The following is a 24,505-nucleotide window of genomic DNA, read 5'->3' as shown; positions in this document are numbered from 1 at the left end:
AAGGAGGTTACATGGCAGACAGGTTCCGCATCTGGCTGGCACAGCGCAACGCCACCGTGGGCGATCTTTCCGGCAATGCCGAGCTGGCCTTCGCCGCCTGGCAACAGGGCCGCGACGCGGGCGCCGACCTGGTCTGCCTGCCCGAGATGTTCATCACCGGCTATCAGACCCAGGATCTGATCATGAAGCCGGCCTTCTACCTGGACGCCATCGCCGCCATCGCCACCCTGGCCGAGCGCTGCGCCGAGGGCCCGCCGCTGATGATCGGCGGCCCCCATGTGGAAGGGGCCGAGCTGTTCAACGCCTATCACATGCTGAAGGGCGGCCGCGTCGTCTCCAGCGCGCTGAAACACAACCTGCCCAATGACACCGTCTTCGACGAGGTGCGCCTTTACGACAGCGGCCCCCTGGGCGGCCCGCTGGCCGTGGGCAATGCACGCGTCGGCTTTCCCATCTGCGAGGATGCCTGGCACCCCGAGGTTTCGGAAACGCTGGAGGAAACCGGCGCCGAGTTCCTCATCGTGCCCAATGGCTCGCCCTATGCGCGGCACAAGATGGACACCCGCTATAACCACATGGTGGGCCGCGTGGTCGAGACGGGCCTGCCGCTGATCTACCTCAACCTTGTGGGCGGCCAGGACGATCAGGTCTTCGACGGCGGCAGCTTCGGCTTGAACCCCCATGGCGGGCTGGCCTTCCAGATGCCGGTCTTCGACGAGGCCCAGCAGATGGTCGAGCTGGAGCGCGGCCCCGAGGGCTGGCGCATCGTCGAGGGCGAGAAGGCCCATATGCCCGACGAGTGGGAGCAGGATTACCGCGTCATGGTCGAAAGCCTGCGCGACTACTGCCGCAAGACCGGGTTCAAGAAGGTTCTGCTGGGCATGTCGGGGGGCATCGATTCGGCCCTGGTCGCCACCATCGCCGCCGATGCCCTGGGCCCCGACAACGTGCGCTGCGTGATGCTGCCCTCGGAATATACCTCGCAGCACAGCCTTGAGGACGCCGAGGCCTGCGCCAACGCCCTTGGCTGCCGCTATGACTATGTGCCGATCTCTGGCCCCCGCGCCGCGGTGACCGAGGCCCTGGCGCCGCTTTTCGAAGGCACCCAGCCCGACCTGACCGAGGAAAACATCCAGTCCCGCCTGCGCGGTCTGCTGCTGATGGCGCTGTCGAACAAGTTCGGCTCGATGCTGTTGACCACCGGCAACAAGTCCGAGGTGGCCGTGGGCTATGCCACGATCTACGGCGACATGTCGGGCGGCTACAATCCGATCAAGGATCTCTACAAGACCCGGGTCTTCGAAACCTGCCGCTGGCGCAATGCCAACCACCGCGACTGGATGCAGGGCAATGCGGGCGAGGTGATCCCCGAGCGGATCATCACCAAGCCGCCCTCGGCCGAGCTGCGCGAGGACCAGAAGGACAGCGATTCGCTGCCCGACTACCCCGTGCTGGACGGCATCCTGACCCTGCTGGTGGACGACGAGCGGTCGGTCGCCGATTGCGTCGCCGCCGGCTATGACCGCGAGGATGTGAAAAAGGTCGAGCGGCTGATCTACCTGTCGGAATACAAGCGGTTCCAGGCCGCGCCCGGTGCGCGGCTGACCAACCGGGCCTTCTGGCTGGACCGGCGCTATCCCATCGTCAACCGCTGGCGCGACCCCAGCTAGGCCCGGCCCCGGGGCGCGGTCCCGGGGGGGGCTTCACGGGCTGTTCACTCTCTTCCGTCATGACGGAAATGCATGAAATTCATGTACCCCCCGGCCCCTGCTCGGGCTATTCTTCGATCATGAATGAATTGCCCGGCGCACAGCCCCGTTTCCTGCGCGGCCTCGATCGCATGACCCGTCAGGACGTGCTGGATGCGATGGCCCTGGTCGACCACTACGGCGACGACTGGCTGCATGAGGTGACCGGACGGCGCCGCACCGCCACCCGCTATATCCAGCAACAGAACCGCCGCTATCCGGCCAAGGCGATCGGCTATCTGGCCGCCCAGCTCTGCGCAGGGATCGCGCGGATGGAAAGCACCCCGGCCAAGGTGGAACGGGTCGAACGCGCCCTGGTGCGCTGTGGCTTCCGCCCGCAACGCAGCCGTGCCCCGGCAGGCCCCGGCGCCGCCCCCTCGGCCCCTGGCCGCGAACGCTAGGCCCCGATGCCCGGGCCGGAGCTTTCCCGCAGGCGATCCCCCGCGCAGGGCCAAAAGCGACATCTGACAGGTCGGAAACGGCGCAGCGGCAGGGGCGCCCAGCGGGCATAGAGGCGCACCTTTCGACTGCATTGCGCCCATGATCGCCTTTCACACCATTCCCGATGCCTTCTCTGTGGCCGAATGCGCCCAGCTGACCGAGATTGCCCGCGCCGCCCCCGCCGCCGATGCGGGCCTGGTGCGCGCCACCACCGAACACAACCTGCGCCGCGCCGATCTGGTCTGGCTCGACGACCTGCCCGAGACCGGCTGGGTCATGGACCGGCTGATCGACCTGGTGGCCCGCGCCAATCGCGAGGTCTTCGACTTCGACCTGACCGATTTCTCCGAATCGCCGCAGATCGCCCGCTACGGGGCCGAGCGCGAGGGGCATTTCACCTGGCATTCCGACATCGGAGAGGGGCGGCTGGCGTCGCGGCGCAAGCTGACGCTGGTCACCCAGCTGTCCGATCCCGGCGCCTATGAGGGCGGCACCCTTGAGGTCTGGATGAATTCGAACTGCGCCACCGCAGAGCTGGCGCCGGGCACCGCCGTGCTGTTCCCCTCTTTCGCGCTGCACCGGGTGCTGCCCGTGACCGCGGGCGAGCGGTTCTCGCTGACCGTCTGGGCCCACGGCGCACCCTTCCGCTAACCCTCTGACATTCCCAAAGGATCCAGGATGCACCCGCCCTGCCGGCCCTCCGGCAGGCGGGAAACTGCGTTCGACGATGCTTTTTCAGGCAAGATCCCACACGGCACCGTGCGCTTGCGCACAGCGGCTTTGCACTTGCGGCAATTCTGTCCGCGCCGCTTCGGGCCTATCTGGCGCTCAAACGAGACATCAAGCCCCCAGTTTCAGGAGCATCGACATGAGCGCACCCAAGATCGCCGTCATCTACTATTCCACCTACGGCACCAACTATGCCGTCGCCGAAGAAGCCGCCCGCGCGGCCCGCGAAGCGGGCGCCGAGGTCCGCCTGCTGCGCGTGGCCGAAACCGCCCCGCAATCGGTAATCGACACCCAGGAGCCCTGGAAGGCCCACCTGGAAGCCACCAAGGACATCCCCGTCGCCACCCCCGAGGACATGGCCTGGGCCGATGGCTACTTCTTCTCCTTCCCGACCCGCTTCGGCGGCGCGCCCTCGCAGATCCGCGCCTTCATCGACACGCTGGGCGGCGTCTGGGCCCAGGGCAAGCTGGCCAACAAGACCGTGACCGCCTCGACCTCGACCGGCAACACCCACGGCGGGATGGAGAACACCATCCTCGGGTTCTACCCGACCGTCATGCACTGGGGCGCCATCGTCGTGGCCCCGGGCTTCACCTCCGAGGTGATCGCCGAGGCCGGCGGCAACCCCTACGGCTATTCCGGCAAGGCCGGTGCCTTTGACGACAAGGGCAAGGCGGCCGTCGCCCACCAGGCCAGCCGCCTGGTCGAGGTGACCGCCAAGCTGACCGGTGCCACCGCCCCCGCCGTGGCCGCCTGATCGCAGCGCGCGCGGCGCGGCCCGCTCCGTCGCGCCGCCGCCCCTGCCCCGGCCCTCGCGACGCCGTACGCCCCCGCGCGGCCCCTCGCCAGGACCTCCGGTGTCACCGGGGTCGCCCTCTCTCCCCGAAGGGCGGCCCACCCTCCCGGTCACACCGGCAGGGAGAGCCTCCCCGGCTCTCCCGTCCTCTTCCCTCAGCTCACCTGAACCGCCCCTGCGCGCCCGACCGCGGCTAGCGGTCAGATCGCCAGACGCTGCCCCACCCGGTCCTGCAACAGGCCCGCCAGCGCGGCCAGATCGGCGCGCAGCGGCTGCCCCTCCTCCAGGCGCGCGGCCAGATGGCGCGCCGCCGCCTCCAGCTCAGCATCGCCCGCACAGTGCGCAACGCCGCGCAGGAACTGCGCCAGATAGGCCAGCGTCTCGGCATCGGCGCCTTCCTCCAGCAGCTCGGCCGCATGGGCCATGTCGTCCTTGTAGGCCACCGGATCGGGTTCAACCGGCTCGCCCGGCATCAGGCGGGGGCCGGACCGGCGGTATTCCGGGGGCAAACGCGCCAGGATCTCGCGCTGGAACTGGATCAGGCTGGTCAGCGGCTTGGCAAAGAAGATCTGCGCCCCGGCCTCGCGCGCCACGGCCTCGGCGCCCGGATCGCCGGACATGGCCGCCACCACCCCCAGGCGCACCCCGCCCCGGGTCAGCTCGCCGATCAGCTCGGCCCCCGATCCGTCGGGAAGCCCGAGGTCCACCACCGCCACCGAGGGCCGGTAGACCTGCAAGTGACGGCGCGCCGAGCGCAGGCAATCGGCCCGCCGGATCCGCGCGCCCGAGCGCAGGCATAGCAGGCGCAGCGCCTCGGAGGCATACAGGCTGTCCTCGACCACCAGCACGGTCAGCCCCAGCATCGGGCGCGCGGCGGTCGGGGCGGCAAAGGGTTCTAGCGGATCCATGGGCGCCTTCCTTCCTGACGGGTCCGAGGGCCGGACCGGCACATCACCCGATCAGGCTAGGCGGGCGAAGGTGAACGCAGGGTTAAGCGCCCCCTGCGACCCCATGGCCTGCGCCCCGGCTTGCGCGCGCCCCCCGGACCGGGCGATAAGGGGCCAGGTGAGGAAGAGGAGACCCCAGCCATGATCGGCCGCCTGAACCATGTCGCCATTGCCGTCCCCGATCTGGAGGCCGCGGCCGAGCAATACCGCTCGACCCTGGGCGCCGATGTGGGCGCGCCCCAGGACGAACCCGATCACGGGGTGACGGTGGTCTTCATCACCCTGCCCAATACCAAGATCGAACTGCTGTACCCGCTGGGCGAGGGCTCGCCCATCCAGGGGTTCCTCGACAAGAACCCGGCGGGCGGCATCCACCATATCTGCTACGAGGTGGACGACATCCTGGCGGCCCGCGACCAGCTGCTGGAGAAGGGCGCCCGCGTCCTGGGCGGTGGCGAGCCGAAGATCGGCGCCCATGGCAAGCCGGTGCTGTTCCTGCATCCGAAGGATTTCAACGGCACCCTGATCGAGCTGGAGCAGGTCTGATGGGCATCACCTCTGCCATCGTGCTTTACGCGGTGATCTGGTGGATGACCCTGCTGATCCTGGCACCACTGAAGCTGAAGACCCAGCAGGACATGGGCCGGGTGCTGCGCGGCACCCAGTCGGGCTCGCTGGAGATCCACCACCTGAAGCCCAAGCTGTGGATCACCACCGGGATCTCGACCGTGCTCTTCGTGATCATCGCGGGCATCATCCTGTCGGGCTGGATCACCATCGAGGATCTGGACTGGTTCAACCGCATGTCCACGCCCGCCACGGCGGGCTGACCGCCCCGCCGGGCGCCCGCCCCTGTTCATCCGACAGCTGGAAATACTCTCGCCGAAGGCATGACCCGGCACGGGCCAACCGGCGCGCGACAGATGAAAAAGGCGCGCCCTGCGGGCACGCCTTGCCTCCGGCAGGAGTATTCTGGGCTGTCGGATAAGACTAGCCGCGCTTGGCGGCCAGCCCGTGGAAGATATGGGTGAAGGTGGCCGCCCCCAGGATCGGCACCACCAGGTTCAGGATCGGCACGGTCAGCGGGATCGCCATCAGGATCCCCCCCAGCCAGATCGTGCCCATGTTGCGGCGGCGCAGCTCTTCGGCGCCTGCGCGGCCCAGGCGGCGCATGGCGGCCAGGGTGAAATATTCCCGCCCCAGCAGGTAGCCGTTCAGCCCCCAGAAGATGAAGGGCGCCAGCGGCGCCAGGACCAGGTAGAAGACCAGCGCCACCAGGTTGGCGACGATGATCACCCCCAAAAAGCCCAGCGTATCGCGCAGATCCTCGAAGAAGCCGGTGCCCTCGACCGGGGGGAACTGCGGGTAATGGCGATCCTCGACCGCCTCGGCCACCTGGTCGAGGTACATCGAGGTGATGGCCGAGGCCACGGGCACCATCAGGAAGACCGAGGCGATCATCATCGCCAAGAGACCGCCCGCCGCCGCCAGATCGTTCAGCCAGGGCACGGTGCCGATCCAGGGCAGGCTGGCGTCATCGCCGATGGCCCAGCCGATGCCGAACCAGGTGATCCAGGCGGCGCCGGCCAGCAGGACCAGGGTCAGCCCGACGCCGATGAACAGCACCCGGCGAAAGCGCGGATCGCCGGTCTGGCCAAGCGCGCGGGTGAAGCCGGAAAGAATCAGGCCGAGATCCATGTGGTGATCTCCTTCAGCTCGGGGCGGGGACGTTCGGGCGGGGTGACCTGTTCGGTGCCGTAGAAGATCAGCCCGGCGATGCTTTCCTCGGGCGTCAGGCCCAGCCCCTCTTCGACAAAGCCCCGGTCGAAGCAATGCCAGCCGGTCAGCCAGCTGGCGCCCCAGCCCGAGGCGAGGCCTGCGTTCAGCGCCGCCAGGCAGACGGCGCCAGCGGAATAAAGCTGTTCGATCTGTGGCACCTTGTCCGAGGGTTTCGGGGCCGAGACCACGGCGACGCAGACCACCGCATCGTCGAACTGCTTCACGCTTTTGGCGATCTCGGCCTCGGTTTTCTCCAGCGCCGCGCCGCGCGCGCGCACCAGATCCGCCAGCCGGGCAAAGGCCGCACCTTCCAGAACGACAAAGCGCCAGGGTTCCAGCTTGCCATGGTCGGGGCTGCGGGCGGCGGCGGTCAGGATCACCTCCAGCGCGTCCCGGTCGGGCCCGGGGGCCGCCAGGGTCTTGGCCGGGCGCGAACGGCGGGTCAGCAGGAAGTCCAGCGCCGCCTGGTTTCTTTCGGGCATGTCTCTCTCCGGTTGGGCTGGCTCGATATGTCGGCCCTCGGCGCCGGGGTTTCAACCGCAAAGCGGGGGCGCCTGCCCCTCTAGCCGGTGCGTCCCGCGATCACCGTGACGATCGCCACGGCGATCAGCGCCGCCACCGACAGCAGCGCCTGCACCGAGGGGTCCAGGGCGCGGCGGTAAATCGCCCAGACCCCCGCAGCCGCCAGCAGGCTGGCGAGGCCTAGGGCGAACCCCGCGCGGGCATTGATCGCATACCACAGCGCCGGGTCGGACAGGCTGCGCACGCTGCGATAGCCGACATAGCCATTGGGCGGCACCAGACCGGCGGCCATCAGCGCGCCGATCGCCGCCAGCAGCAGCAGCGGGACCAGCATCAGGTATTTCATCGCCGCCCCTCCGGGCCTGCGCCCGGGCCTGCGCGGGTCATGACAGGGCCTCGGCGATCTGGGTGATCACCCCCGACAGATAGGCGTTGAACCCCGCGTTCGGCTGCCGCGTTGCCACCGCCTGGGCCATGGGGTCGGGCACATGGATGTCGCTGCCCGAGAGCACCTCCATCACCCGGTGGCCGCAGAAGGGCACATAGGCCTCGGAATAGCCGCCCTCATGCACCATCAGAAGGCGCCCGTCGCAAAGGGTGTCGGCGGCCTGCATCACCTGGCGGGTCATCTCGCCGAAGGTCTCGGCGGTGCAGGACATGCGCGCGATCGGGTCGAAGATGCCCGCGTCGAAGCCGCAGGCGACGATGATCGCATCGGGGCGGTAGGCGGTGAGCGCGGGCAGGACGATCCGCTCCATCACCTCCAGATAGGTGACATGGCCCGCGCCGGGCGGCAGCGGGATGTTCAGGTTGTATCCTTCGCCCGCGCCGCGCCCGCGGTCGGTGACCGCGCCGGTATCCAGGGGATAATTGGCCTCCTGGTGGATCGAGACGGTCAGCACGTCGTCGCGGTCGTAGAAGATATGTTCGGTGCCATTGCCGTGGTGCACGTCCCAGTCCAGCACCGCGACGCGGGGGGCCAGGCCGCGCGCCTTGGCGGCCTCGACGGCCACGGCGATATTGGCCAGCAGGCAGAAACCGTTGGGAAAGTCGGGCAGACAGTGGTGCCCCGGCGGGCGCGACAGGGCATAGGCATTGCGCACCCGCCCCGCCAGCACGTCATCCAGCGCCTGCACAGCCAGTCCGGCCGACAGGGCCGCGATCTCGTAGCCGCCCTGGCCGAAGGGGGTGCGCAGGCCCAGCTCGCCGCCGCCCGCGTCCGACATCGCCTTGAAGGCATCGAGGTAGCTGGCGGGATGGACCCGCATGAGATCCTCGCGCGTGGCGGGCGGGGCCGAGGTGGTGGCCAGTTCCGCCCAGAGGCCCGAAACCTCCATGAGGTTCTTCAGCCGCCGCTTGGTCTCGGGGCTTTCGGGCAGACCGCCCGCCGCCAGGGGCTGCACGTAGCCGCCCACGGGCAGGGTCAGGGCATAGTTGCCGCCCGAGTGCCAGAAGCAGCGCTCATCCCAGTAGAAGCCGGTGCGGGGGTCGGGTGCTGTTGACATCTTGGCGCCTCGTGATGTTCCTCTGTCGGCGCAGACTGTGCCCTGCGGCGCCCGGGCGCAAGACCTGCGCCGGCAGGGGCGCCCTTGCGCGGCGCGCGCGGAAAGAAGGACAGCAGAGATGGCCGCCAAACCGCCCGACCTCAGTCACCTGGCCCGGCCCGGGGCCGAGATCGCCACCCGCGTCACCCCCAAGGCGGCGCGCGACCGGATCGTCGCCGAGGGCGACGGGCCGCTGCGGGTCTATGTCACCGCCCTGCCCGAGGACGGCAAGGCCAATGAGGCGGTGCGCAAACTGCTGGCGAAATCGCTGGGGCTGGCCAAGTCGCGGCTGCTGCTGGTCCGCGGCCAGACGGCGCGCGACAAGGTGTTTCGCATCGAAGAAAGCTAAGAAGGCACGCACGGCGGCGACCTGCCTGCGCAGGTCACGCCCCTGGCTGATCCCTGCGCCCGTCACCATGCCCGTCTCGATACCCGTCTCGGGGCCTGCGCCTCTGCGGCCCGTCAGCTAGCCGCCGAGCTGGGTTGCGGCGTCAGGGTGTAGCAGCCTTCGGGCAGGTTCAGCGCCGCGCCCAGGTCACGCAGCTGCGCCATCGACAGGGTGATGCGGACCACCTCATCGGTACGGGCATCGTATTGCTCGACCGTGATGCATTCGGCGAAAGCGTTGACGGTCACGTCCTCCTGCAAGGGGGCCGGGCCGTCATCCACCAGGGTGACGATGGTGCAGTCGAAATCGTGTTCGATCGTAAACATGGGATCACTCTAGCCCGCCCCCGCCCGGCGGGAAACGCCGCAATGTCGCACAGGCGGATTCACGATGCTGTAAACGGCCGGCGTTTCGTCTATATGATGGGTTTCGCATCTCTTTGCCGTGCGGGCGCGCCCCGGGCGGCCAGCCCCGGACAGATCCAGCCATGATAGCCCTGCGTTCCCTGCTTTCCGCCCTGCTGCTTATCGGCCTGGCCGCCTGCGCGCTGCCGCCCATGCCCGGGCCCGAAGGGGCCGGGACGCCCGGCCAGGACATCCCCTCGCGGCTGGACGCGGATCGCGCGGCGCGGCAGTTCGCCGAGGTGGTGGCCACGGTGGAACCGGTGGCCGAGGGCATCTGCCGGGCCCGGCGCGACGACGACCGCTGCGCCTTCCGCATCGCCATCGACAGCCGCCGCCGGATGCCCGCCAATGCCTTCCAGACCCTGGATGCGGACGGCCAGCCGGTGCTGATCTTCACCCTGGCGCTGATTGCCGACATGCGGAACCCCGACGAACTGGCCTTCGTGATGAGCCATGAGGCCAGCCACCACATCCTCGACCATCTGACCCGGCAGCGCGACTATGCCGCCCAGGGGGCACAGGTCTATGCCGAGGCGGCCATGCGCTCTGGCGCGTCGCGGCGCGCGGTGCGCCGGGCCTCGGAGCTGGGGGCGGCCTATGGGGCACGCTCCTACTCGCGGCAGTTCGAGCTGGAGGCGGATTACCTGGGCGCCCAGATCGCCCGGGCCGCCGGGTTCGACCCGTTGCGCGGAGCGCTGTATTTCGACCGGCTGCCGGATCCGGGCGACGATTTCCTGGGCTCGCATCCGCCCAATGCCGAACGCATGGCCACGGTGCGTCGCGCGCTGGCCGCGCGCTGAGGGGACCGCGCGCTGAGGCGGCGGGGCTTGGTTGTGGGGGCTCTGCCCCCGCCGTCGCCGGATGGCGACAAATGGATAGGACAAGGGGGGCTCTGCCCCCCTTGAGCCCGTGCCGGGCTCAATTCCCCCCGGGATATTTTTGGCAATGAGAAAGATGGGGGACGGGGAAGAGCGCGGGACTTTTGCCCTGAAGCCCCGGCGGCGCCCCGGCTGGTAACGCGCGGTCAACGGGGCGGGCAGGCGCGCCCGGGCGGGCGGATCAGAGCGGCCAGAGGAGCGGGATCACCAGGCTGACGATCACCCCCATCGACAGGTTCAAGGGGATGCCGACCTTCATGAAATCGGTGAACTTGTAGCCGCCGGGGCCATAGACCAGCATGTTGGTCTGATAGCCGATCGGGGTGGCGAAACTGGCCGAGGCGGCGATCATCACCGCGATAACCAGGGCGCGGGCATCAATCCCCATGGCCTGGGCCAGACCGACCGCAATCGGCGTCATCACCACCGCCACGGCATTGTTCGAGACCAGTTCGGTCAGCACCGAGGTCAGCAGGTAGACCGCCCAGACCACCATCACCGGCGGCAGATGCGACAGCACCGGCGCCGCGTAGCGCACGATCAGCTCGACCGCGCCGGTATGTTCCAGCGCCGCCCCGATGGCCAGCATCGAGAAGATCAGCGCCAGAAGCCGCCCGTCGACAAAGCCGAAGGCCTCGTCGGCGTCGATGCAGCGGGTCACCAGCACCAGCGCCACCGCCATCACCGACAGCATCAGGATGGGCGCCACGCCCAGACCCGCCAGGCCGACGATGCTGAGGATCGCCAGGATGGCGATCGGCGCCTGGCTGCGGCGGTAGGCGCGTTCGCTGGGGGTGGCCACGTCGACCATGTCCATTTCGCGGGCCAGCCGCTTGATGTCCTCGGGCGCGCCTTCCAGCAGCAGCGTGTCGCCCACGCGGACCACCAGTTCGTCCATCTGCAACTGGCGGCTCATGTTCTGGTTCCGCCGGTGCACCGCCAGCGGATAGACCCCGTAGCGGCGGCGCAGGCGCATGGAGCCCAGCGAACGGCCCACCATCTTGCAGCCCGGGGTGATCAGCACCTCCACCGTGGTGGTTTCCACCGCGCTGACCTGGTCGACGCGTTTCAGGCTCTTGTCGCGCTGAAGGCTGAGCAGTTCCGAGATATGGCTGCGCAGCACGATCCGGTCGCCAACCTGCAATTCGACGCCCTTCAGATTGCGCCGCAGGCTTTCATCGCCGCGCAGCACGTCGATCAGCCGTACGCCCTCGCGTTTGAACAGCTGCACCCCCGTCACCTCGCGGCCGATCAGGTTGCTGTCGGGGGGGATGACCGCCTCGGTGAAGAACTTCATCTTCGAGCGGTCGGTCAGCATCGAGGCCATGGAATCGCGGCGCGGCAGCAGGAAGCGGCCCAGCACCAGCAGGTAGAAACAGCCCCAGCCGACCACGACCAGGCCAATGGGGGTGATCTCGAAGATGCCAAAGGGTTCCAGCCCCTGGGACCGCGCCACCCCGTCCACCAGCAGGTTGGTGGAGGTGCCGATCAGGGTCAGCGTGCCGCCCATGATCGCCGTGTAGCTGAGCGGGATCAGCAGTTTCGAGGGCATGATGTTCAGCGTCTTGGCCATCTGCACGAAGACCGGGATCATCACCACCACCACCGGCGTGTTGGACACGATGGCCGAGGACAGGGCGACGAAGGCAAAGAGGATCGCCAGGGCCAGGATCGGCCGCCGGCTGGCCTGGGCGGTGGCAGTCTGGGTGAAGGCCTCGAGCGCGCCGGTGCGCACCAGCGCCCCCATGACGATGAACATCGCCGCGATGGTCCAGGGCGCCGGGTTGGACAGCACCGGCAGGGCCAGGTCATAGGGCAGAAGCCCCAGCAGAAGCATCAGGGAGATGCCCGAGATGGCCACCACCTCGGCCGGGTAGGTTTCGCGCACGAACAGCACGAACATCACCACCACGACGCCGAGGGCCAAGAGGGCCTCACCGGTCTGGGAAATGTCGATGGCCAGCATCCTGGTGGCTCTCCTTCCGCGGCGCCTGTCGCCTGAAATACGATCTAGGCGAAGCGCCGCGGGCCTTGCAAGCGTTGCGCGCGCACGCCCCGTCGCCTGCGGTCACGCTGCCCTGTGCGAAGGCAGCGGCGGCGGGCCGGTCGGGCGGCGGCGGGGTCAGTTGGCGGGCACCGGGCCGGGGCCCGCGGGGGCCAGACGGCCGCCCTGGCGGACCATCTCCACCCTTATGGCACGGCCGGTGCGGTCGTCGGTCTCGACGTAAAGGCCGCTGACCGTGGCCGGGCCCTCGGCGGGGGTGAAACGGCCCTTGGCCATGCCGGTGATGAAACGGCGCATCGGTTCGGCCTTGTCCATGCCGATGACCGAATCGTAATCGCCGGTCATGCCCGCGTCGGACTGGAACGCCGTGCCCTTGGGCAGGATCTGGGCATCGCCCGTGGGCACATGGGTATGGGTGCCGACCACCATAGAGACGCGCCCGTCGCAGAAATGGCCCATGGCCATCTTCTCCGAGGTGGCCTCGCAATGCATATCGACCAGGGCCGCCTGCACCAGCCCGCCCAGGGGGAACTTGCGCAGCACCGCGTCCACATGGCTGAAGGGGTCCTCGAAGGGCCGCTTCATGAAGACCTGGCCCAGCACCTGGGCCACCAGCACCTTGCGCCCGCCCGGCGCGTCAAAGACCCGGGCGCCGACGCCGGGGCATTCCTTGGCATAGTTCAGGGGCCGGATGATGCGTTTCTCGCCCTCGATGGCCTGCAACATGTCCTTCTGGTCGAAGGCATGATCGCCCAGGGTCAGCACATCGGCGCCCGCCTCCAGCAGGCCCTTGGCATGGGCACCGGTCAGCCCCGCGCCATGGCTGGCATTCTCGCCATTGACCACGACGAAATCCAACCGCCAGGCCTGCCGAAGCTTCGGCAGCCACTCCGCGATGGCCGCGCGCCCGGCGCGCCCCATCACATCTCCGAGAAACATCATCCGCATGGGCAATGCCCTATGCCTCCGGGCGGGCGGAGGCAAGTGTTTCGGCGGGTTGTGGCTGTGGCGAGAGGGGGCGCTGCCCCCGTCTCAGCAGGCTGAGACTCCCCCGGAGTATTTTCAGCCATCGAATAGAAGAAAGAGCCTCCGCCCCTGTTGACCTACACCGCAGCCGGGGGCCGCCGGGGCGTCGACGTGCCGCCCCCTTGCCCTTCTCATTGCCAAAAAATATCCCCGCCGCAGGCCGATCCGCTTAGCCCTGCGCCCCGGGCCCGGGCCGGGCGGGAAAGCGGCGCGCCAGGTCGGCGGCGATGCGGCGATCTTCGGCCTCTTCGTGGCCCTGCGCCCAGGGACGGAACCGCATCCGGAAGGCGGCAAAGGCCGCGGCGGGATCGGCCAGCGGATAGCCGATGCGGGCCAGGCTTTGCGCCAGGGGCGCGTCGCTGTCCACAGCGCCCGGGTCGGGCCAGATCGACAGGCCTTGCAGGGCCAGGCGGCGCCAGTCGAACTTCGGCCCCGGATCGGCCTTGCGGGTCGGCGCCATGTCCGAATGGGCGATCACCCCTTCCGGCGGGATCGCCCAGCGGGCCAGGATCTGCGGCAGCAGCCGTTCCAGCCGGGCCATCTGCGGCTCGGCAAAGGGGTTCGGGGCGGGATTGGCCAGTTCGATCCCGATCGAGCGGGAATTGATGTCGTCCTGCCCGGCCCAATGGCCCAGACCGGCGTGCCAGGCCCGCTCGGCCTCGGGCACCATCTGCCACAGGCGACCATCCTCGGCGATGACGTAATGCACCGAGACCGGCGTGGGCTGGGCCTGGGGATCGGCCAGACGGGCCAGGGCGGCCTCGGCGGTTTCCATCGCGGTGTGGTGCAGCACCACAAGATGCGGCGTCAGCCCGTCGCGGCGGGCGTTGCGGTTGGGGGAGGCGTAGGGTTCCGCCCCCTCCTGCCAGAGGCTCATGCCCTCACTCCGTCGCGCCCTGGGCGGCCTTGCGGAAGGGGGTCGGATCCCAGGTGCAGGCGAAGCCGTCGCCATCGGGATCCAGCCCCAGGCGGTCGCGCTGCGGCCCGCCCTTGGACAGGAAGTCCGCCTGGGCCAAGTCCGGCGAGGGGTATTTGGCGCAGTTGCGGGTATAGCGCGCCTCGGCGTTCAGCCCGATCCGGGTGTAGAGCGGCGTGCCCGGCGCATGGGTCGTGCCCAGGGCATAGGCGGCCAGGTTGGGGCCGGTGTCGGCCCGTTCGGGCAGGGCCTCGGGCTGGACCTGCTCGTAGCGGGCGCGGTTTTCCTGGATGAACTCGGCGTCTTCCTCGATCGAGCGCTGCTGGTCGACGGCGCCGAAATCGTTCTCTTCGGAAATTCCCAGCTGATTGACCGCCTCGGGGGCGGGGTTGGCGGGGCTGGCCTCCAGCGGCACCTGGCCCGAGTTGACACCTGCGGCGTTCAGCGCCGCCTGGGCGTCGGCGGCGATGGCCTCGGCACTGTCGGCGCCCTGGCTGCCCGCGCCCGCAGGGGTGGTGGCGGCGCCCGGCGGCAGGGTCGCGATGGCCGACAGCGGCGCGGCGCTGCTGCCACCCGAGGTGCCCGGCAACGCCTCGGACGAGACATTGGGCGGCGGCGCGATGGTCGCGGATTGCAGCTCTGCCTCGCGGCTTTGCTGGTAGCTTTGGTAATCGCCGAAGCCCACGCCCGCCGCGCTGTCCGGCACCGCCGGGCTACAGGAAGCAAGGGCCAGAAGGGCCACGGCCAGGGTAATCTCGCGCATCCGAAACTCTCTCATTCTGCCCGAACGGCCCCGGGGTGGATCGAAAGGGGATCGGGCGCCGCGCCCGTGCGGGCGCGGGCCCATCAGGGCCTGGGGGCCTCGGTTACCACCATTTCCCGGGCTTGGAAACAAAGCCCGCGGCCTGTTCCAGCGCATAGGCGGTGTTCAGCAGATCGCCCTCTTCCCAGGGGCGCCCGATCAGTTGCAGACCCAGGGGCAGACCCTGGGCATCGGTGCCCGCGGGCACCGAGACGCCGGGCAGGCCCGCCAGGTTGACGGTCACGGTGAAGACGTCGTTGAGGTACATCTTGACCGGATCGGCATCCTGCATCTCGCCCAGACCGAAGGCCGCCGAGGGCGTGGCCGGGGTCAGGATCGCGTCGACGCCGCTGGCGAAGGCCTCGTCGAAGTCACGCTTGATCAGGGCGCGCACGCGGCGGGCGCGGTTGTAATAGGCATCATAGAACCCGGCCGACAGCACATAGGTGCCGACCATGATCCGGCGCTGCACCTCGGAACCGAAGCCCTCGGCGCGGGTCTTCTCGTACATCTCGGTGATGCCGTCACCCGCCGCCAGCTTGGCACGGTGGCCGTAGCGCACGCCGTCATAGCGGGCCAGGTTCGACGAGGCCTCGGCGGGGGCGATCACGTAATAGGCGGGCAGCGCGTATTTCGTGTGGGGCAATGAGATGTCCACCACCTTGGCGCCCGCATCGGCCAGCATCTCCTTGCCGCGCGTCCAAAGCTGCTCGATCTCGGCGGGGATCCCCTCCATGTGGTATTCCTTGGGGATACCGATGGTCTTGCCGCGAATGTCGCCGGTCAGGGCGGCCTCGAAATCGGGCACCGGGAAATCGACCGAGGTCGAATCCTTGGGGTCATGCGAGCACATGGCCTGCAACATGATGGCGCTGTCGCGCACCGTCTTGGTCATCGGGCCCGCCTGGTCCAGCGAACTGGCGAAGGCGACGATGCCCCAGCGGGAACAGCGCCCGTAGGTCGGCTTGATCCCCACGGTGCCGGTGAAGGCGCAGGGCTGGCGGATCGAGCCGCCGGTGTCGGTGCCGGTGGCCCCCAGGCACAGATCCGCGGCCACGGCAGCGGCGGACCCGCCGGAAGAGCCGCCCGGCGTCAGCGGGGTTTCATCGTCCGCGCGGCGCCAGGGGTTCACCGCAGGGCCATAGGCCGAGGTCTCGTTCGAGCTGCCCATGGCGAACTCGTCCATGTTCAGCTTGCCCAGCATCACCGCACCCTCGGCAAAGAGGTTGCCGGTGACGGTGCTTTCATACTCGGGCTTGAAACCGCCCAGGATGTTCGAGGCGGCCTGGCTGGCCACGCCCTTGGTGCAGAACAGATCCTTGATGCCCAGCGGAATGCCGCAAAGCGCCGGGGCCTCTTCGCTGCCTTTCAGTCGCTCATCGGCGGCGGCGGCCTGGGCCAGGGCGATCTCGGGGGTCTTGTGCACGAAGGCGTTCAGCGCCCCGGCCCCCTCGATCGCACCCAGGCAGGCCTCGGTCAGGGCGACAGAGGTCACCTCGCCCTTGCGCAGCGCGTCGCGGGCCTCAGCAATGGTCCATGTGTTCAGCTCGGTCATCTCGTCTCGCCTCTCTGGTCGGGCGTGGATCTTCGGGTCTTACTCGACCACCTTGGGCACGGCGAAGAAACCTTCGCGGGCATCGGGCGCATTGGCCAGGATCTTGTCCTGCTGATCGCCCTCGGTGACCACGTCCTCGCGCCGTTTCAGGCGCATGGGGGTGACCGAGGTCATCGGCTCGACGCCATCGACATCCACCTCGTTCAGCTGTTCGATGAAGCCGAGGATGGTGTTGAATTCTTCCGCCAGGGCGGGCAGCGCGTCGTCTTCCACCTTGATGCGGGCCAGTTTCGCGACCTTGGCCGCGGTTTCGGTGTCGATCGACATGGGCATCTCCCGGGGATGTTCCTGGTTTCGGATCGCAGACGGGTTTAGCGCCCGCAGGCACGGGCCGCAAGACACTGGCGGGCCCCATGTGGCCCCCAGCACCTGGCCCTCTGTGTCAGGCCCAGGCGCGCCGCGGATGACGGCGCCAGACCTCGATCATCCAGGCCAGCATAATGGCGTTGAGGATATGCCACAGGAAATGCGTGCCCAGCCCATGGGTCGCCCCGCACAGCGGCATGTCGAGCGAGCGGAAGGTCAGCGACAGCATCAGAAGCGCCGCCCCGATCCCCAGCCCCCGCGCCGTGGCGGGCGCCCGGCGCGCCAGGAGCAGCGCATAGGCGGCGATCATCAGCGGCACCGGCAGATAGCCCGCGCTGACACCGTACAGCGGCAGCCCCGCCAGCATCGGCGCCATGGCCCCCGCGACCAGCGGAAAGGCCAGGGTGACCAGCCCCGACTGCCAGCGGGGACGGTGCAGGAAATCGCGGGTGGCGGCGAAGATATAGACCTCGATGAAGGCCAGGATCGGCAGGGTATCGGCCAGCCCCGCCCAGGCGGTGGCGAGAGTGTGGAACAGACCCGAGCCGATGCCGATCACGAAGAGGATCGCCGCCAGGACCTGTCCGGTCGTCCTGCCGCGCACGCGCGGCCAGGCCCAGAGGGCGGCGAGGATAAAGGCCAGATTTGTCAGCGCATTGACCGGCTCGGACCAGAAGGCAGGCCCGAGACGCTCGCAATAGGCATCAATGCTCTCATTCCAGTTCAAGGGACTTTCCTTGTCCTATCCGCCCGATAGGTTACCTGCATTGCATCCCCGGGCGGGATCCGTTCCGTCCCGGCCCAAATCATATGAGGTACGACATGAAACTGATCTGGCTCGGCCACGGCTCTTTCCGCCTGGAAATCGCCGACAAGGTGATCCTGCTTGATCCCTTCCTGACCGGCAACCCGATGTTCCCCGCGGACCGCCGCGCCGAGGCGATCGCGGGGGCCACCCATATCTTCGTGACCCACGGCCATGGCGACCACCTGGCCGATGTGGTGCCCGTCGCCAAAGAGCTGGGCATTCCCGTCTTCGGCATGGTCGAGCTGATGAAATGGGTCGCGGATCAAGGCGGCGTCGAGACGACCGGGTTCAACAAGGGCGGCACGGTGGATATCGGCGGGGTCAAGGTGACCATGGTGCACGCCACCCATTCCTCGGCCAGCGACGGGCCGAACGGGCCGGTCTACATGGGCTCCGAATCGGGCTTCATCATCGAGGGCGAAGGCCACTCGATCTATTTCTCGGGCGATACCGACGTGATGGCCGACATGAAGATCTTCCACGATCTGCACAAGCCCGACATCGGCATCCTCTGCGCCGGCGGCCATTACACCATGGACATGCGCCGCGCCGCCTATGCCGCCAAGACCTTCTTCGACTTCAAGACGCTGGTGCCGATGCATTACCGCACCTTCCCGCTGCTGGAACAGTCGGCCGATCTGCTGAAGGCGGAACTGCCCGGCGTCGATGTGATCGAACCTGAGGTGCTGGAAGCCATCGCGCTGTAGGGCCCCAAGGGGCCGGGGGCTTTGCCCCCCGGCTCCGTCCCGGAGCCTCCCCCCAGAGTATTTGTAGCCATCGAATAGAGAAAGAAGGGGTTCGCTTGCTGCCGCGCCCTTCTCCTATTCGATGGCTGAAAATACTCCCGCCGGAGGCAAGGCCCGGCACGGGCATCCCCCGCGTGCGCCCCTCAGACGTCCCAGTCGCCCTCGCCGCGCACCGGGCCGATGGCCATCCAGCGGATGCGGGCGCGGGCCACGCGGGTATCACCCCAGGTCTTGAACACCGCGTCGAAGCCGTCGCGGCCGATATTCTCGGCCTCGATGTCCCCGCGCAGGTTCGAGCCATTGTCCATATCCCACATCGACAGGGCGCAATGCACCGAAGGCAGGGCCAGGAAGGGTTCGGAAAAGCGCACCCGGCGGCGGCGTTCGCGCGGGCCGGTGCCGGTCCACATGTCGCCGCCGTCCTGGAAATCCGAGAACATGACCATATCCCCCTGGTCGATCCCGATGGTGTGTGTCGTCAATTTCTTCATGTCGTCTTCGTCCCGTAGTGGCCCGCATCCTGTCGCGTTTTCAATCGTTTGTGCACCCCCTAACTTCGGGGGGGTGTCGCGACAGCCCCGAGGGTCGCGGCAACGCCTGGCCGGGCCCGGTCAGGACCAGATAGGCCGAGAGGGGTTGAGAAACCCCTTCGCCCCCTGCCCCCGGAACGCAAAAAGGCCCCGGGCGATGCCGGGGCCTTGATGAGGATTTGTGCAGGTCGCGGGACCGGCGATCAGTCCACGTAGTTGGCGTGATCGGGGTCCAGGCCGATATGGGTGCCCATGGCCACCATGTCGGCCAGGAGCTTGCCGGCGCGGGCGACGGCGTTGTCGTCGGTCGCGTCCTTCCAGGCCTTGTGCGCTTCCTGGACCCAGTCGTTCAGCACGTCCTGGGTCATTTCCTTGCTGTGCAGGGCACGTTCGGCCAGGACGGTGACGCCCTCGGCCGAGATCTCGGCGAAACCGCCGGAGACGACGTAATCGTCCTCTCCGTCCGGTCCCTTGAGGTGCAGGACCCCGGGGCGCAGGGTGGTGATCATCGGCGCATGACCAGGCATCGCCGTCAGATCTCCATCCTCACCCGGAATCTGCGCCTCGCTCACCGAGCCGGAGACCAGGCTCCGTTCCGGCGAGACAAGGGAGAAGTCCATCGTGTTAGCCATCAGATCCTACCTTACGCGGCTTCCGCGGCCATCTTCTCGGCCTTGGCGATCACTTCGTCGATGCCGCCAACCATGTAGAAGGCGCCCTCGGGCAGGTGATCGTATTCGCCGGCGACAACGGCCTTGAACGACTTGACGGTGTCTTCCAGGGGAACCTGGACGCCGTCGGAGCCGGTGAAGACCTTTGCCACGTCGAAGGGCTGGCTGAGGAAACGCTGGATCTTCCGGGCGCGGGCCACGGTCAGCTTGTCCTCTTCCGACAGTTCGTCCATGCCGAGGATGGCGATGATGTCTTGCAGCGACTTGTAGCGTTGCAGGATCCCCTGGACGTCACGGGCCACCTGGTAGTGTTCCTCACCGATGACCAGCGGGTCCATCAGGCGCGAGGTCGAATCGAGCGGGTCCACGGCCGGGTAGATACCCAGTTCCGAGATCGCGCGGTTCAGAACCGTGGTTGCATCGAGGTGGGCGAAGGTCGTTGCAGGCGCGGGGTCGGTAAGGTCGTCCGCGGGAACGTAGACGGCCTGGATCGAGGTGATCGAACCGTTCTTGGTCGAGGTGATCCGTTCCTGCATCGCGCCCATGTCGGTGGCCAGCGTCGGCTGGTAACCCACGGCAGAGGGGATACGGCCCAGCAGTGCGGACATTTCCGAACCGGCCTGGGTGAAGCGGAAGATGTTGTCGACGAAGAACAGAACGTCGGTCCCGGTGGCGTCGCGGAACTGTTCGGCCAGGGTCAGGCCGGTCAGCGCGATACGGGCACGGGCACCCGGCGGTTCGTTCATCTGGCCGAAGCACAGGGCAATCTTCGATTCCGGCAGGTTGTCGGGGTTCAGAACGCCCGATTCGATCATCTCGTGGTAGAGGTCGTTCCCTTCACGGGTCCGTTCACCCACACCGGCGAACACGGACAGGCCCGAGTGCACCTTTGCGATGTTGTTGATCAGTTCCTGGATCAGAACGGTCTTGCCCACACCGGCACCACCGAACAGGCCGATCTTGCCGCCCTTGGCGTAGGGGGCCAGCAGGTCGATGACCTTGATGCCGGTCACGAGGATCTCGGCTTCGGTCGCCTGGTCGGCGAAGTCGGGGGCCGGGGCGTGGATCGGGCGGTACTCGTCCGCTTCGACCGGGCCCTTTTCATCGACGGGCTCGCCGACGACGTTCAGAATGCGGCCCAGGGTGGCGGTGCCGACGGGAACCGAGATCGGGGCGCCGGTGTCCAGGACTTCCTGACCACGGACCAGACCTTCGGTTGCGTCCATTGCGATGGCCCGGACGGTGTTCTCGCCCAGGTGCTGCGCAACTTCCATAACCAGCTTGTTGCCGTTGTTGTCGGTGTTCAGCGCGTTCAGAATTGCCGGCAGGCCATCCTCGAACTGCACGTCCACGACGGCGCCAATGACCTGGGTCACTTTGCCTTTCAATGCCATGTCGTTGTCTCCGGTTCCTTAGAGCGCCTCGGCGCCCGAAATAATTTCGATCAGCTCGTTGGTGATGACCGCCTGACGGGTACGGTTGTACTCGATGGACAGCTTGTCGATCATCTCGCCAGCGTTGCGGGTCGCGTTGTCCATGGCGGACATCCGGGCACCCTGCTCCGAGGCAGCGTTTTCCAGCAGGGCCGCGAAGATCTGGGTCGCCACGCCACGGGGCAGCAGCTCTTCCAGGATCTCGGCCTCGCCGGGCTCGTAGTCGTAGTCGATCGCGGGCGCGTCCGTTGCTTCGAACTCGGCCGGGATCACCTGCTGTGCGGTCGGCACCTGGGTCACGACGTTCTCGAACTTGCCGTAGAAGATCGTGGCCACGTCGAACTCGCCCTCCTCGAAGGAGGACAGCAGCGTGGCGGCCAGCTCTTGCGCGTTGATGTAGCCGACGTTCTTGACTTCGCTCAGGTCGACGTGACCCACGAAAAGATCGCCATACTGACGCTTGAGCTGTTCACGGCCCTTCTTGCCGACGGTCAGGATCTTGACCGTCTTGCCGGCGGCTTGCAGCGCGGCGATGCGGGTGCGGGCCAGCTTGACGATGTTGGCGTTGAAACCGCCGCACAGGCCGCGTTCGGCGGTCATGACCACCAGCAGCTGCACATCGTCCTTGCCCGTGCCCTTCAGCAGGAGCGGCGCGGTATCCGACCCGCCCACCGAGGATGCCAGCTGGCCGAGCACCGCGTTGAAGCGTTCCGCGTAGGGGCGGGACGCTTCGGCGGCCTCTTGCGCGCGGCGAAGTTTCGCCGCGGCAACCATCTGCATGGCCTTGGTGATCTTGCGGGTCGACTTGACCGACTCGATCCTGGTCTTGAGGTCCTTCAGAGAAGGCATGTGTTACCTCCCTAGGCTCAGGCGAAATCTGCTGCGAACTCGTCCAGCACTGCCTTCAGCTTGTCCGCGGGCTCACCCTTGATCTTGGGATCTTCGTTGGTGATCCACTCGAGGATTTCGGGTTTGCTGTTGCGCAGGAACTTCAGCAGTTCAGCTTCGAAACGACCCACTTCGGCGACCGGCACGTTGTCCAGGTAGCCGTTGGTGCCGGCGAAGATGACGCAGACGATTTCCGCGTTGGTCAGCGGCTGGTACTGCGGCTGCTTCATCAGCTCGGTCAGGCGGGCACCACGTGCCAGCAGACGCTGGGTGGCGGCGTCCAGGTCAGAGCCGAACTGGGCGAAGGCGGCCATCTCGCGGTACTGGGCGAGCGACAGTTTCACCGGACCGGCAACCGAGGACATGGCCTTGGTCTGCGCCGACGAACCCACACGGGACACCGACAGACCGGTGTTCACGGCCGGGCGGATACCCTGGTAGAACAGGTCGGTTTCCAGGAAGATCTGACCGTCGGTGATCGAGATCACGTTGGTCGGAATGAACGCGGACACGTCGCCGCCCTGGGTTTCGATGATCGGCAGAGCGGTCAGCGAGCCCGAGCCGAACTCTTCGTTCATCTTGGCCGAACGTTCCAGCAGGCGGGAGTGGAGGTAGAAAACGTCGCCCGGGTAGGCTTCGCGGCCCGGCGGACGGCGCAGCAGCAGGGACATCTGACGATAGGCCACGGCTTGCTTGGACAGGTCATCGTAGATGATCAGGGCGTGCTTGCCGTTGTCGCGGAAGTACTCGGCCATCGCGGTTGCGGTGTAGGGGGCCAGGTACTGCATCGGCGCGGGGTCGGATGCGGTGGCGGCGACCACGACCGAATATTCGATCGCGCCGGTCTCTTCCAGCTTCTTCACCAGCTGCGCCACGGTCGAGCGCTTCTGGCCGACAGCCACGTAGACGCAGTAGAGCTTCTTGCTCTCGTCGTCGCCGGCGGCGTCGTTGTAGGATTTCTGGTTCAGGATGGCGTCCAGGGCCACAGCCGTTTTACCGGTCTGACGGTCGCCGATGATCAGTTCCCGCTGGCCACGACCGATCGGGATCATGGCGTCGACCGACTTCAGGCCGGTGGCCATCGGTTCGTGCACGGATTTACGGGGGATGATGCCCGGCGCCTTCACGTCGGCAACGCGACGCTCGGAGCCTTCGATCGGGCCCTTGCCGTCCAGCGGGTTGCCCAGACCGTCGACAACGCGACCCAGCAGAGCGTCGCCTGCGGCCACGTCCACGATCGAGTTCGTGCGCTTGACGGTGTCGCCTTCCTTGATGTCCTGGTCGGAACCGAAGATCACGACGCCGACGTTGTCGGCTTCGAGGTTCAGCGCCATACCCTGGATGCCACCGGGGAATTCGACCATCTCGCCCGCCTGGACGTTGTCGAGGCCGTAGACACGAGCGATACCGTCACCGACGGACAGCACCCGGCCCACTTCGGCCACTTCGGCCTCTTGGCCAAAGTTCTTGATCTGCTCCTTGAGGATAGCAGAAATTTCGGCTGCTTGGACTCCCATTTATCCGACCTCTTTCATGACATTCTGGAGAGCGTTGAGCTTCGAACGGATCGACGCGTCGATCATCTTCGAACCAACCTTGATGACGAGACCGCCGATGAGGGCTTCATCGACGGCGGTATTCAGGGCCACCTGCTTGCCGACGCTTTCGGCCAGCATGGCGGTAATCTTGTCCTGCTGTTCCTGGCTCAGGGCCGTGGCAGAGGTGACCTCGGCGGTCACTTCGCCCTTTTCCTCGGCCAGCAGTTCGGTCAGGCGCTGACAGAACTGCGGCAGGGTGAACAGGCGTCGCTTCTGCGCCATCAGGCCCAGGGCGTTGCGGGTCACCGGTTTCAGCGCCAGCTTGTCGGCGACGGCCAGAATGGCCGTTTCCTGCTCTTGGCGCGTGTAGATCGGCGACAGGATCATGTCGCGCAGGTCGTCGCTGGACGCCAGAGCCTCGGCCAGATCCTTGATGTTGGTTTCAAGCTCTTTCAGCTTGCCGTTTTCGCGCGCGATGTCGAAGACGGCCTGAGCATAGCGCGAGGCGATGCCGTAGGAGATCGAAGCTGGTTCGGACACGTCCACCCTTCCGATTTTCGGCCCCGTTCCGACCGTGGCGTCGGCGCAGGGGGTTTGCAGCCCTAGCATAGCAGAGCATCAAAATCAGCGGGGGTGTAGCAGAGGCCTTACGACCCATCAACCCGCTTGGCGCCGTTAACGCCAACCTCATCACCCTTGTTTTTCAGTGCCTTCGAGGGTCCCTCGCGGTTTTCGCCCGCGCCCGGCTGACGGGGGGTGAGGCAAAGCACAAGTATTTGTTCACCTTTTTGGGATTCGCACCAGTCGGGATCTCATGCATAGTCAACGATTCGGCTGCGCAGGGAGGGGCTACGCAATTTCGCGGGGGCCCTGTCCGGGCCTGCAACCGCCCCCCGAAGCCGTGCGAAAGGGCCCGAAACGGCCCCGACGCGGGCCGGTTCCCTGCCTTGCGGGTCCTGCCCCCTGCCCTGCACCCCCGCGGACCGCCACGGCGCGCGCCCCCTGGCGGGGGCTTGCGGGGTCGAATTGTGGCAACTTAGAGGCG

General features: G+C 67.4%; 28 protein-coding genes. 9 read left to right on the top strand and 19 right to left on the bottom strand.

Annotation, left to right across the window (positions count from 1 at the left end):
• Nucleotides 1–11 precede the first annotated feature (11 nt).
• The 4 genes from ACRARE_RS11145 to wrbA all read left to right on the top strand — a co-directional run bounded on the left by ACRARE_RS11145 (nt 12) and on the right by wrbA (nt 3,675).
• A complete protein-coding gene (locus ACRARE_RS11145; RefSeq protein WP_432656511.1) occupies nt 12–1,670 on the top strand; it encodes an NAD+ synthase in 1,659 nt (552 codons plus the stop codon).
• Between the two features lie 170 nt (nt 1,671–1,840).
• Complete coding sequence (locus ACRARE_RS11140; RefSeq protein WP_432656510.1) at nt 1,841–2,149, top strand: ScoMcrA-related endonuclease; 309 nt, start codon at nt 1,841–1,843, stop codon at nt 2,147–2,149.
• Nucleotides 2,150–2,288: 139 nt separating this feature from the next.
• Entirely contained in the window at nt 2,289–2,840 is a 552-nt protein-coding gene (locus ACRARE_RS11135) for a 2OG-Fe(II) oxygenase (protein WP_432656509.1), read from the top strand.
• 217 nt (nt 2,841–3,057) lie between these two features.
• The gene (gene wrbA / locus ACRARE_RS11130; protein WP_432656508.1) at nt 3,058–3,675 is read left to right on the top strand and encodes an NAD(P)H:quinone oxidoreductase type IV; all 618 of its coding nucleotides are present in this window, start codon (nt 3,058–3,060) and stop codon (nt 3,673–3,675) included.
• A 239-nt stretch (nt 3,676–3,914) separates the two neighbouring features.
• Here wrbA and ACRARE_RS11125 read toward each other — a convergent pair whose 3' ends face one another.
• A complete protein-coding gene (locus ACRARE_RS11125) occupies nt 3,915–4,622 on the bottom strand; it encodes a response regulator (RefSeq protein ID WP_432656507.1) in 708 nt (235 codons plus the stop codon).
• Nucleotides 4,623–4,802: 180 nt separating this feature from the next.
• Here ACRARE_RS11125 and mce point away from each other — a divergent pair, with 180 nt between their 5' ends.
• Both mce and ACRARE_RS11115 read left to right on the top strand, forming a co-directional pair.
• Nucleotides 4,803–5,207: a methylmalonyl-CoA epimerase gene (gene mce / locus ACRARE_RS11120; protein ID WP_432656506.1), complete on the top strand. Its 405-nt coding sequence runs from the start codon at nt 4,803–4,805 to the stop codon at nt 5,205–5,207.
• The gene (locus ACRARE_RS11115) at nt 5,207–5,491 is read left to right on the top strand and encodes a DUF1467 family protein (protein ID WP_432656505.1); all 285 of its coding nucleotides are present in this window, start codon (nt 5,207–5,209) and stop codon (nt 5,489–5,491) included. The genes mce and ACRARE_RS11115 overlap by 1 nt, the downstream gene beginning before the upstream one ends.
• 160 nt (nt 5,492–5,651) lie before the next feature.
• On the opposite strand, the gene ACRARE_RS11110 is transcribed toward ACRARE_RS11115, so the two are convergent.
• The 4 genes from ACRARE_RS11110 to ACRARE_RS11095 all read right to left on the bottom strand — a co-directional run bounded on the left by ACRARE_RS11110 (nt 5,652) and on the right by ACRARE_RS11095 (nt 8,467).
• A complete protein-coding gene (locus tag ACRARE_RS11110; protein WP_432656504.1) occupies nt 5,652–6,359 on the bottom strand; it encodes an EI24 domain-containing protein in 708 nt (235 codons plus the stop codon).
• Nucleotides 6,344–6,922, bottom strand: a complete 579-nt coding sequence (locus ACRARE_RS11105; protein ID WP_432656503.1) for a nitroreductase family protein — start codon at nt 6,920–6,922, stop codon at nt 6,344–6,346. The genes ACRARE_RS11110 and ACRARE_RS11105 overlap by 16 nt, the downstream gene beginning before the upstream one ends.
• A gap of 80 nt (nt 6,923–7,002) precedes the next feature.
• On the bottom strand, nt 7,003–7,308 hold the full coding sequence (locus tag ACRARE_RS11100; RefSeq protein ID WP_432656502.1) for an SdpI family protein: 306 nt from the start codon (nt 7,306–7,308) through the stop codon (nt 7,003–7,005).
• A 37-nt stretch (nt 7,309–7,345) separates the two neighbouring features.
• A complete protein-coding gene (locus tag ACRARE_RS11095) occupies nt 7,346–8,467 on the bottom strand; it encodes a histone deacetylase-like amidohydrolase (protein ID WP_432656501.1) in 1,122 nt (373 codons plus the stop codon).
• A gap of 118 nt (nt 8,468–8,585) precedes the next feature.
• On the opposite strand from ACRARE_RS11095, the gene ACRARE_RS11090 reads away from it, so the two are divergent.
• Complete coding sequence (locus ACRARE_RS11090; protein ID WP_432656500.1) at nt 8,586–8,855, top strand: DUF167 domain-containing protein; 270 nt, start codon at nt 8,586–8,588, stop codon at nt 8,853–8,855.
• A 113-nt stretch (nt 8,856–8,968) separates the two neighbouring features.
• On the opposite strand, the gene ACRARE_RS11085 is transcribed toward ACRARE_RS11090, so the two are convergent.
• On the bottom strand, nt 8,969–9,220 hold the full coding sequence (locus ACRARE_RS11085; protein ID WP_432656499.1) for a DUF8831 family protein: 252 nt from the start codon (nt 9,218–9,220) through the stop codon (nt 8,969–8,971).
• Between the two features lie 161 nt (nt 9,221–9,381).
• Here ACRARE_RS11085 and ACRARE_RS11080 point away from each other — a divergent pair, with 161 nt between their 5' ends.
• Nucleotides 9,382–10,098, top strand: coding sequence for a M48 family metallopeptidase (locus ACRARE_RS11080; protein ID WP_432656498.1), 717 nt, complete (start codon nt 9,382–9,384; stop codon nt 10,096–10,098).
• Between the two features lie 259 nt (nt 10,099–10,357).
• On the opposite strand, the gene ACRARE_RS11075 is transcribed toward ACRARE_RS11080, so the two are convergent.
• From ACRARE_RS11075 to ACRARE_RS11045, 7 genes are all read right to left on the bottom strand, one after another.
• Entirely contained in the window at nt 10,358–12,142 is a 1,785-nt protein-coding gene (locus ACRARE_RS11075) for an SLC13 family permease (RefSeq protein WP_432656497.1), read from the bottom strand.
• A 156-nt stretch (nt 12,143–12,298) separates the two neighbouring features.
• The gene (locus ACRARE_RS11070; protein WP_432656496.1) at nt 12,299–13,129 is read right to left on the bottom strand and encodes a TIGR00282 family metallophosphoesterase; all 831 of its coding nucleotides are present in this window, start codon (nt 13,127–13,129) and stop codon (nt 12,299–12,301) included.
• Nucleotides 13,130–13,376: 247 nt separating this feature from the next.
• The gene (locus ACRARE_RS11065; RefSeq protein WP_432656495.1) at nt 13,377–14,084 is read right to left on the bottom strand and encodes an N-acetylmuramoyl-L-alanine amidase; all 708 of its coding nucleotides are present in this window, start codon (nt 14,082–14,084) and stop codon (nt 13,377–13,379) included.
• A gap of 4 nt (nt 14,085–14,088) precedes the next feature.
• Nucleotides 14,089–14,886, bottom strand: a complete 798-nt coding sequence (locus ACRARE_RS11060) for a hypothetical protein (RefSeq protein WP_432656494.1) — start codon at nt 14,884–14,886, stop codon at nt 14,089–14,091.
• Nucleotides 14,887–14,989: 103 nt separating this feature from the next.
• Nucleotides 14,990–16,480, bottom strand: a complete 1,491-nt coding sequence (gatA, locus tag ACRARE_RS11055) for an Asp-tRNA(Asn)/Glu-tRNA(Gln) amidotransferase subunit GatA (RefSeq protein ID WP_432656493.1) — start codon at nt 16,478–16,480, stop codon at nt 14,990–14,992.
• Nucleotides 16,481–16,519: 39 nt separating this feature from the next.
• Nucleotides 16,520–16,807: an Asp-tRNA(Asn)/Glu-tRNA(Gln) amidotransferase subunit GatC gene (gene gatC, locus ACRARE_RS11050; protein WP_432656492.1), complete on the bottom strand. Its 288-nt coding sequence runs from the start codon at nt 16,805–16,807 to the stop codon at nt 16,520–16,522.
• Between the two features lie 115 nt (nt 16,808–16,922).
• On the bottom strand, nt 16,923–17,573 hold the full coding sequence (locus ACRARE_RS11045; protein WP_432656491.1) for a ceramidase domain-containing protein: 651 nt from the start codon (nt 17,571–17,573) through the stop codon (nt 16,923–16,925).
• A 95-nt stretch (nt 17,574–17,668) separates the two neighbouring features.
• Here ACRARE_RS11045 and ACRARE_RS11040 point away from each other — a divergent pair, with 95 nt between their 5' ends.
• Nucleotides 17,669–18,361 carry a metal-dependent hydrolase gene (locus ACRARE_RS11040; protein ID WP_432656490.1) on the top strand — a complete coding sequence of 231 codons (693 nt, stop codon included), beginning with the start codon at nt 17,669–17,671 and terminating at the stop codon, nt 18,359–18,361.
• Nucleotides 18,362–18,543: 182 nt separating this feature from the next.
• Here ACRARE_RS11040 and ACRARE_RS11035 read toward each other — a convergent pair whose 3' ends face one another.
• From ACRARE_RS11035 to ACRARE_RS11010, 6 genes are all read right to left on the bottom strand, one after another.
• Nucleotides 18,544–18,891 carry an H-type lectin domain-containing protein gene (locus ACRARE_RS11035; protein ID WP_432656489.1) on the bottom strand — a complete coding sequence of 116 codons (348 nt, stop codon included), beginning with the start codon at nt 18,889–18,891 and terminating at the stop codon, nt 18,544–18,546.
• A 242-nt stretch (nt 18,892–19,133) separates the two neighbouring features.
• The gene (locus ACRARE_RS11030) at nt 19,134–19,562 is read right to left on the bottom strand and encodes a F0F1 ATP synthase subunit epsilon (protein ID WP_432656488.1); all 429 of its coding nucleotides are present in this window, start codon (nt 19,560–19,562) and stop codon (nt 19,134–19,136) included.
• Nucleotides 19,563–19,573: 11 nt separating this feature from the next.
• A complete protein-coding gene (gene atpD, locus ACRARE_RS11025) occupies nt 19,574–20,995 on the bottom strand; it encodes a F0F1 ATP synthase subunit beta (protein ID WP_432656487.1) in 1,422 nt (473 codons plus the stop codon).
• Nucleotides 20,996–21,013: 18 nt separating this feature from the next.
• On the bottom strand, nt 21,014–21,883 hold the full coding sequence (locus tag ACRARE_RS11020; protein WP_432656486.1) for a F0F1 ATP synthase subunit gamma: 870 nt from the start codon (nt 21,881–21,883) through the stop codon (nt 21,014–21,016).
• A gap of 17 nt (nt 21,884–21,900) precedes the next feature.
• Complete coding sequence (atpA, locus tag ACRARE_RS11015) at nt 21,901–23,439, bottom strand: F0F1 ATP synthase subunit alpha (RefSeq protein ID WP_432656485.1); 1,539 nt, start codon at nt 23,437–23,439, stop codon at nt 21,901–21,903.
• The gene (locus ACRARE_RS11010; RefSeq protein WP_432656484.1) at nt 23,440–24,000 is read right to left on the bottom strand and encodes a F0F1 ATP synthase subunit delta; all 561 of its coding nucleotides are present in this window, start codon (nt 23,998–24,000) and stop codon (nt 23,440–23,442) included.
• Nucleotides 24,001–24,505 lie beyond the last annotated feature (505 nt).

The organism is Pseudooceanicola aquaeponti (assembly GCF_050897975.1).
Taxonomy (GTDB): domain Bacteria; phylum Pseudomonadota; class Alphaproteobacteria; order Rhodobacterales; family Rhodobacteraceae; genus Pseudooceanicola.
This window is presented reverse-complemented; position numbering and strand designations above follow the sequence as displayed.

What these genes read in the sequence shown, in the direction of transcription:
- mce (WP_432656506.1), top strand. Translation starts at nt 4,803, where the DNA reads ATGATCGGCCGCCTGAACCATGTCGCCATTGCCGTCCCCGATCTGGAG.
- ACRARE_RS11105 (WP_432656503.1), bottom strand. Translation starts at nt 6,922, where the DNA reads ATGCCCGAAAGAAACCAGGCGGCGCTGGACTTCCTGCTGACCCGCCGT.
- ACRARE_RS11095 (WP_432656501.1), bottom strand. Translation starts at nt 8,467, where the DNA reads ATGTCAACAGCACCCGACCCCCGCACCGGCTTCTACTGGGATGAGCGC.
- ACRARE_RS11110 (WP_432656504.1), bottom strand. Translation starts at nt 6,359, where the DNA reads ATGGATCTCGGCCTGATTCTTTCCGGCTTCACCCGCGCGCTTGGCCAG.
- ACRARE_RS11135 (WP_432656509.1), top strand. Translation starts at nt 2,289, where the DNA reads ATGATCGCCTTTCACACCATTCCCGATGCCTTCTCTGTGGCCGAATGC.
- ACRARE_RS11020 (WP_432656486.1), bottom strand. Translation starts at nt 21,883, where the DNA reads ATGCCTTCTCTGAAGGACCTCAAGACCAGGATCGAGTCGGTCAAGTCG.
- ACRARE_RS11085 (WP_432656499.1), bottom strand. Translation starts at nt 9,220, where the DNA reads ATGTTTACGATCGAACACGATTTCGACTGCACCATCGTCACCCTGGTG.
- ACRARE_RS11040 (WP_432656490.1), top strand. Translation starts at nt 17,669, where the DNA reads ATGAAACTGATCTGGCTCGGCCACGGCTCTTTCCGCCTGGAAATCGCC.
- ACRARE_RS11080 (WP_432656498.1), top strand. Translation starts at nt 9,382, where the DNA reads ATGATAGCCCTGCGTTCCCTGCTTTCCGCCCTGCTGCTTATCGGCCTG.
- ACRARE_RS11035 (WP_432656489.1), bottom strand. Translation starts at nt 18,891, where the DNA reads ATGAAGAAATTGACGACACACACCATCGGGATCGACCAGGGGGATATG.
- wrbA (WP_432656508.1), top strand. Translation starts at nt 3,058, where the DNA reads ATGAGCGCACCCAAGATCGCCGTCATCTACTATTCCACCTACGGCACC.
- gatA (WP_432656493.1), bottom strand. Translation starts at nt 16,480, where the DNA reads ATGACCGAGCTGAACACATGGACCATTGCTGAGGCCCGCGACGCGCTG.
- ACRARE_RS11075 (WP_432656497.1), bottom strand. Translation starts at nt 12,142, where the DNA reads ATGCTGGCCATCGACATTTCCCAGACCGGTGAGGCCCTCTTGGCCCTC.
- ACRARE_RS11090 (WP_432656500.1), top strand. Translation starts at nt 8,586, where the DNA reads ATGGCCGCCAAACCGCCCGACCTCAGTCACCTGGCCCGGCCCGGGGCC.
- ACRARE_RS11125 (WP_432656507.1), bottom strand. Translation starts at nt 4,622, where the DNA reads ATGGATCCGCTAGAACCCTTTGCCGCCCCGACCGCCGCGCGCCCGATG.
- ACRARE_RS11100 (WP_432656502.1), bottom strand. Translation starts at nt 7,308, where the DNA reads ATGAAATACCTGATGCTGGTCCCGCTGCTGCTGCTGGCGGCGATCGGC.
- ACRARE_RS11070 (WP_432656496.1), bottom strand. Translation starts at nt 13,129, where the DNA reads ATGCGGATGATGTTTCTCGGAGATGTGATGGGGCGCGCCGGGCGCGCG.
- ACRARE_RS11145 (WP_432656511.1), top strand. Translation starts at nt 12, where the DNA reads ATGGCAGACAGGTTCCGCATCTGGCTGGCACAGCGCAACGCCACCGTG.
- atpD (WP_432656487.1), bottom strand. Translation starts at nt 20,995, where the DNA reads ATGGCATTGAAAGGCAAAGTGACCCAGGTCATTGGCGCCGTCGTGGAC.
- atpA (WP_432656485.1), bottom strand. Translation starts at nt 23,439, where the DNA reads ATGGGAGTCCAAGCAGCCGAAATTTCTGCTATCCTCAAGGAGCAGATC.
- ACRARE_RS11115 (WP_432656505.1), top strand. Translation starts at nt 5,207, where the DNA reads ATGGGCATCACCTCTGCCATCGTGCTTTACGCGGTGATCTGGTGGATG.
- ACRARE_RS11030 (WP_432656488.1), bottom strand. Translation starts at nt 19,562, where the DNA reads ATGGCTAACACGATGGACTTCTCCCTTGTCTCGCCGGAACGGAGCCTG.
- gatC (WP_432656492.1), bottom strand. Translation starts at nt 16,807, where the DNA reads ATGTCGATCGACACCGAAACCGCGGCCAAGGTCGCGAAACTGGCCCGC.
- ACRARE_RS11065 (WP_432656495.1), bottom strand. Translation starts at nt 14,084, where the DNA reads ATGAGCCTCTGGCAGGAGGGGGCGGAACCCTACGCCTCCCCCAACCGC.
- ACRARE_RS11140 (WP_432656510.1), top strand. Translation starts at nt 1,841, where the DNA reads ATGACCCGTCAGGACGTGCTGGATGCGATGGCCCTGGTCGACCACTAC.
- ACRARE_RS11060 (WP_432656494.1), bottom strand. Translation starts at nt 14,886, where the DNA reads ATGCGCGAGATTACCCTGGCCGTGGCCCTTCTGGCCCTTGCTTCCTGT.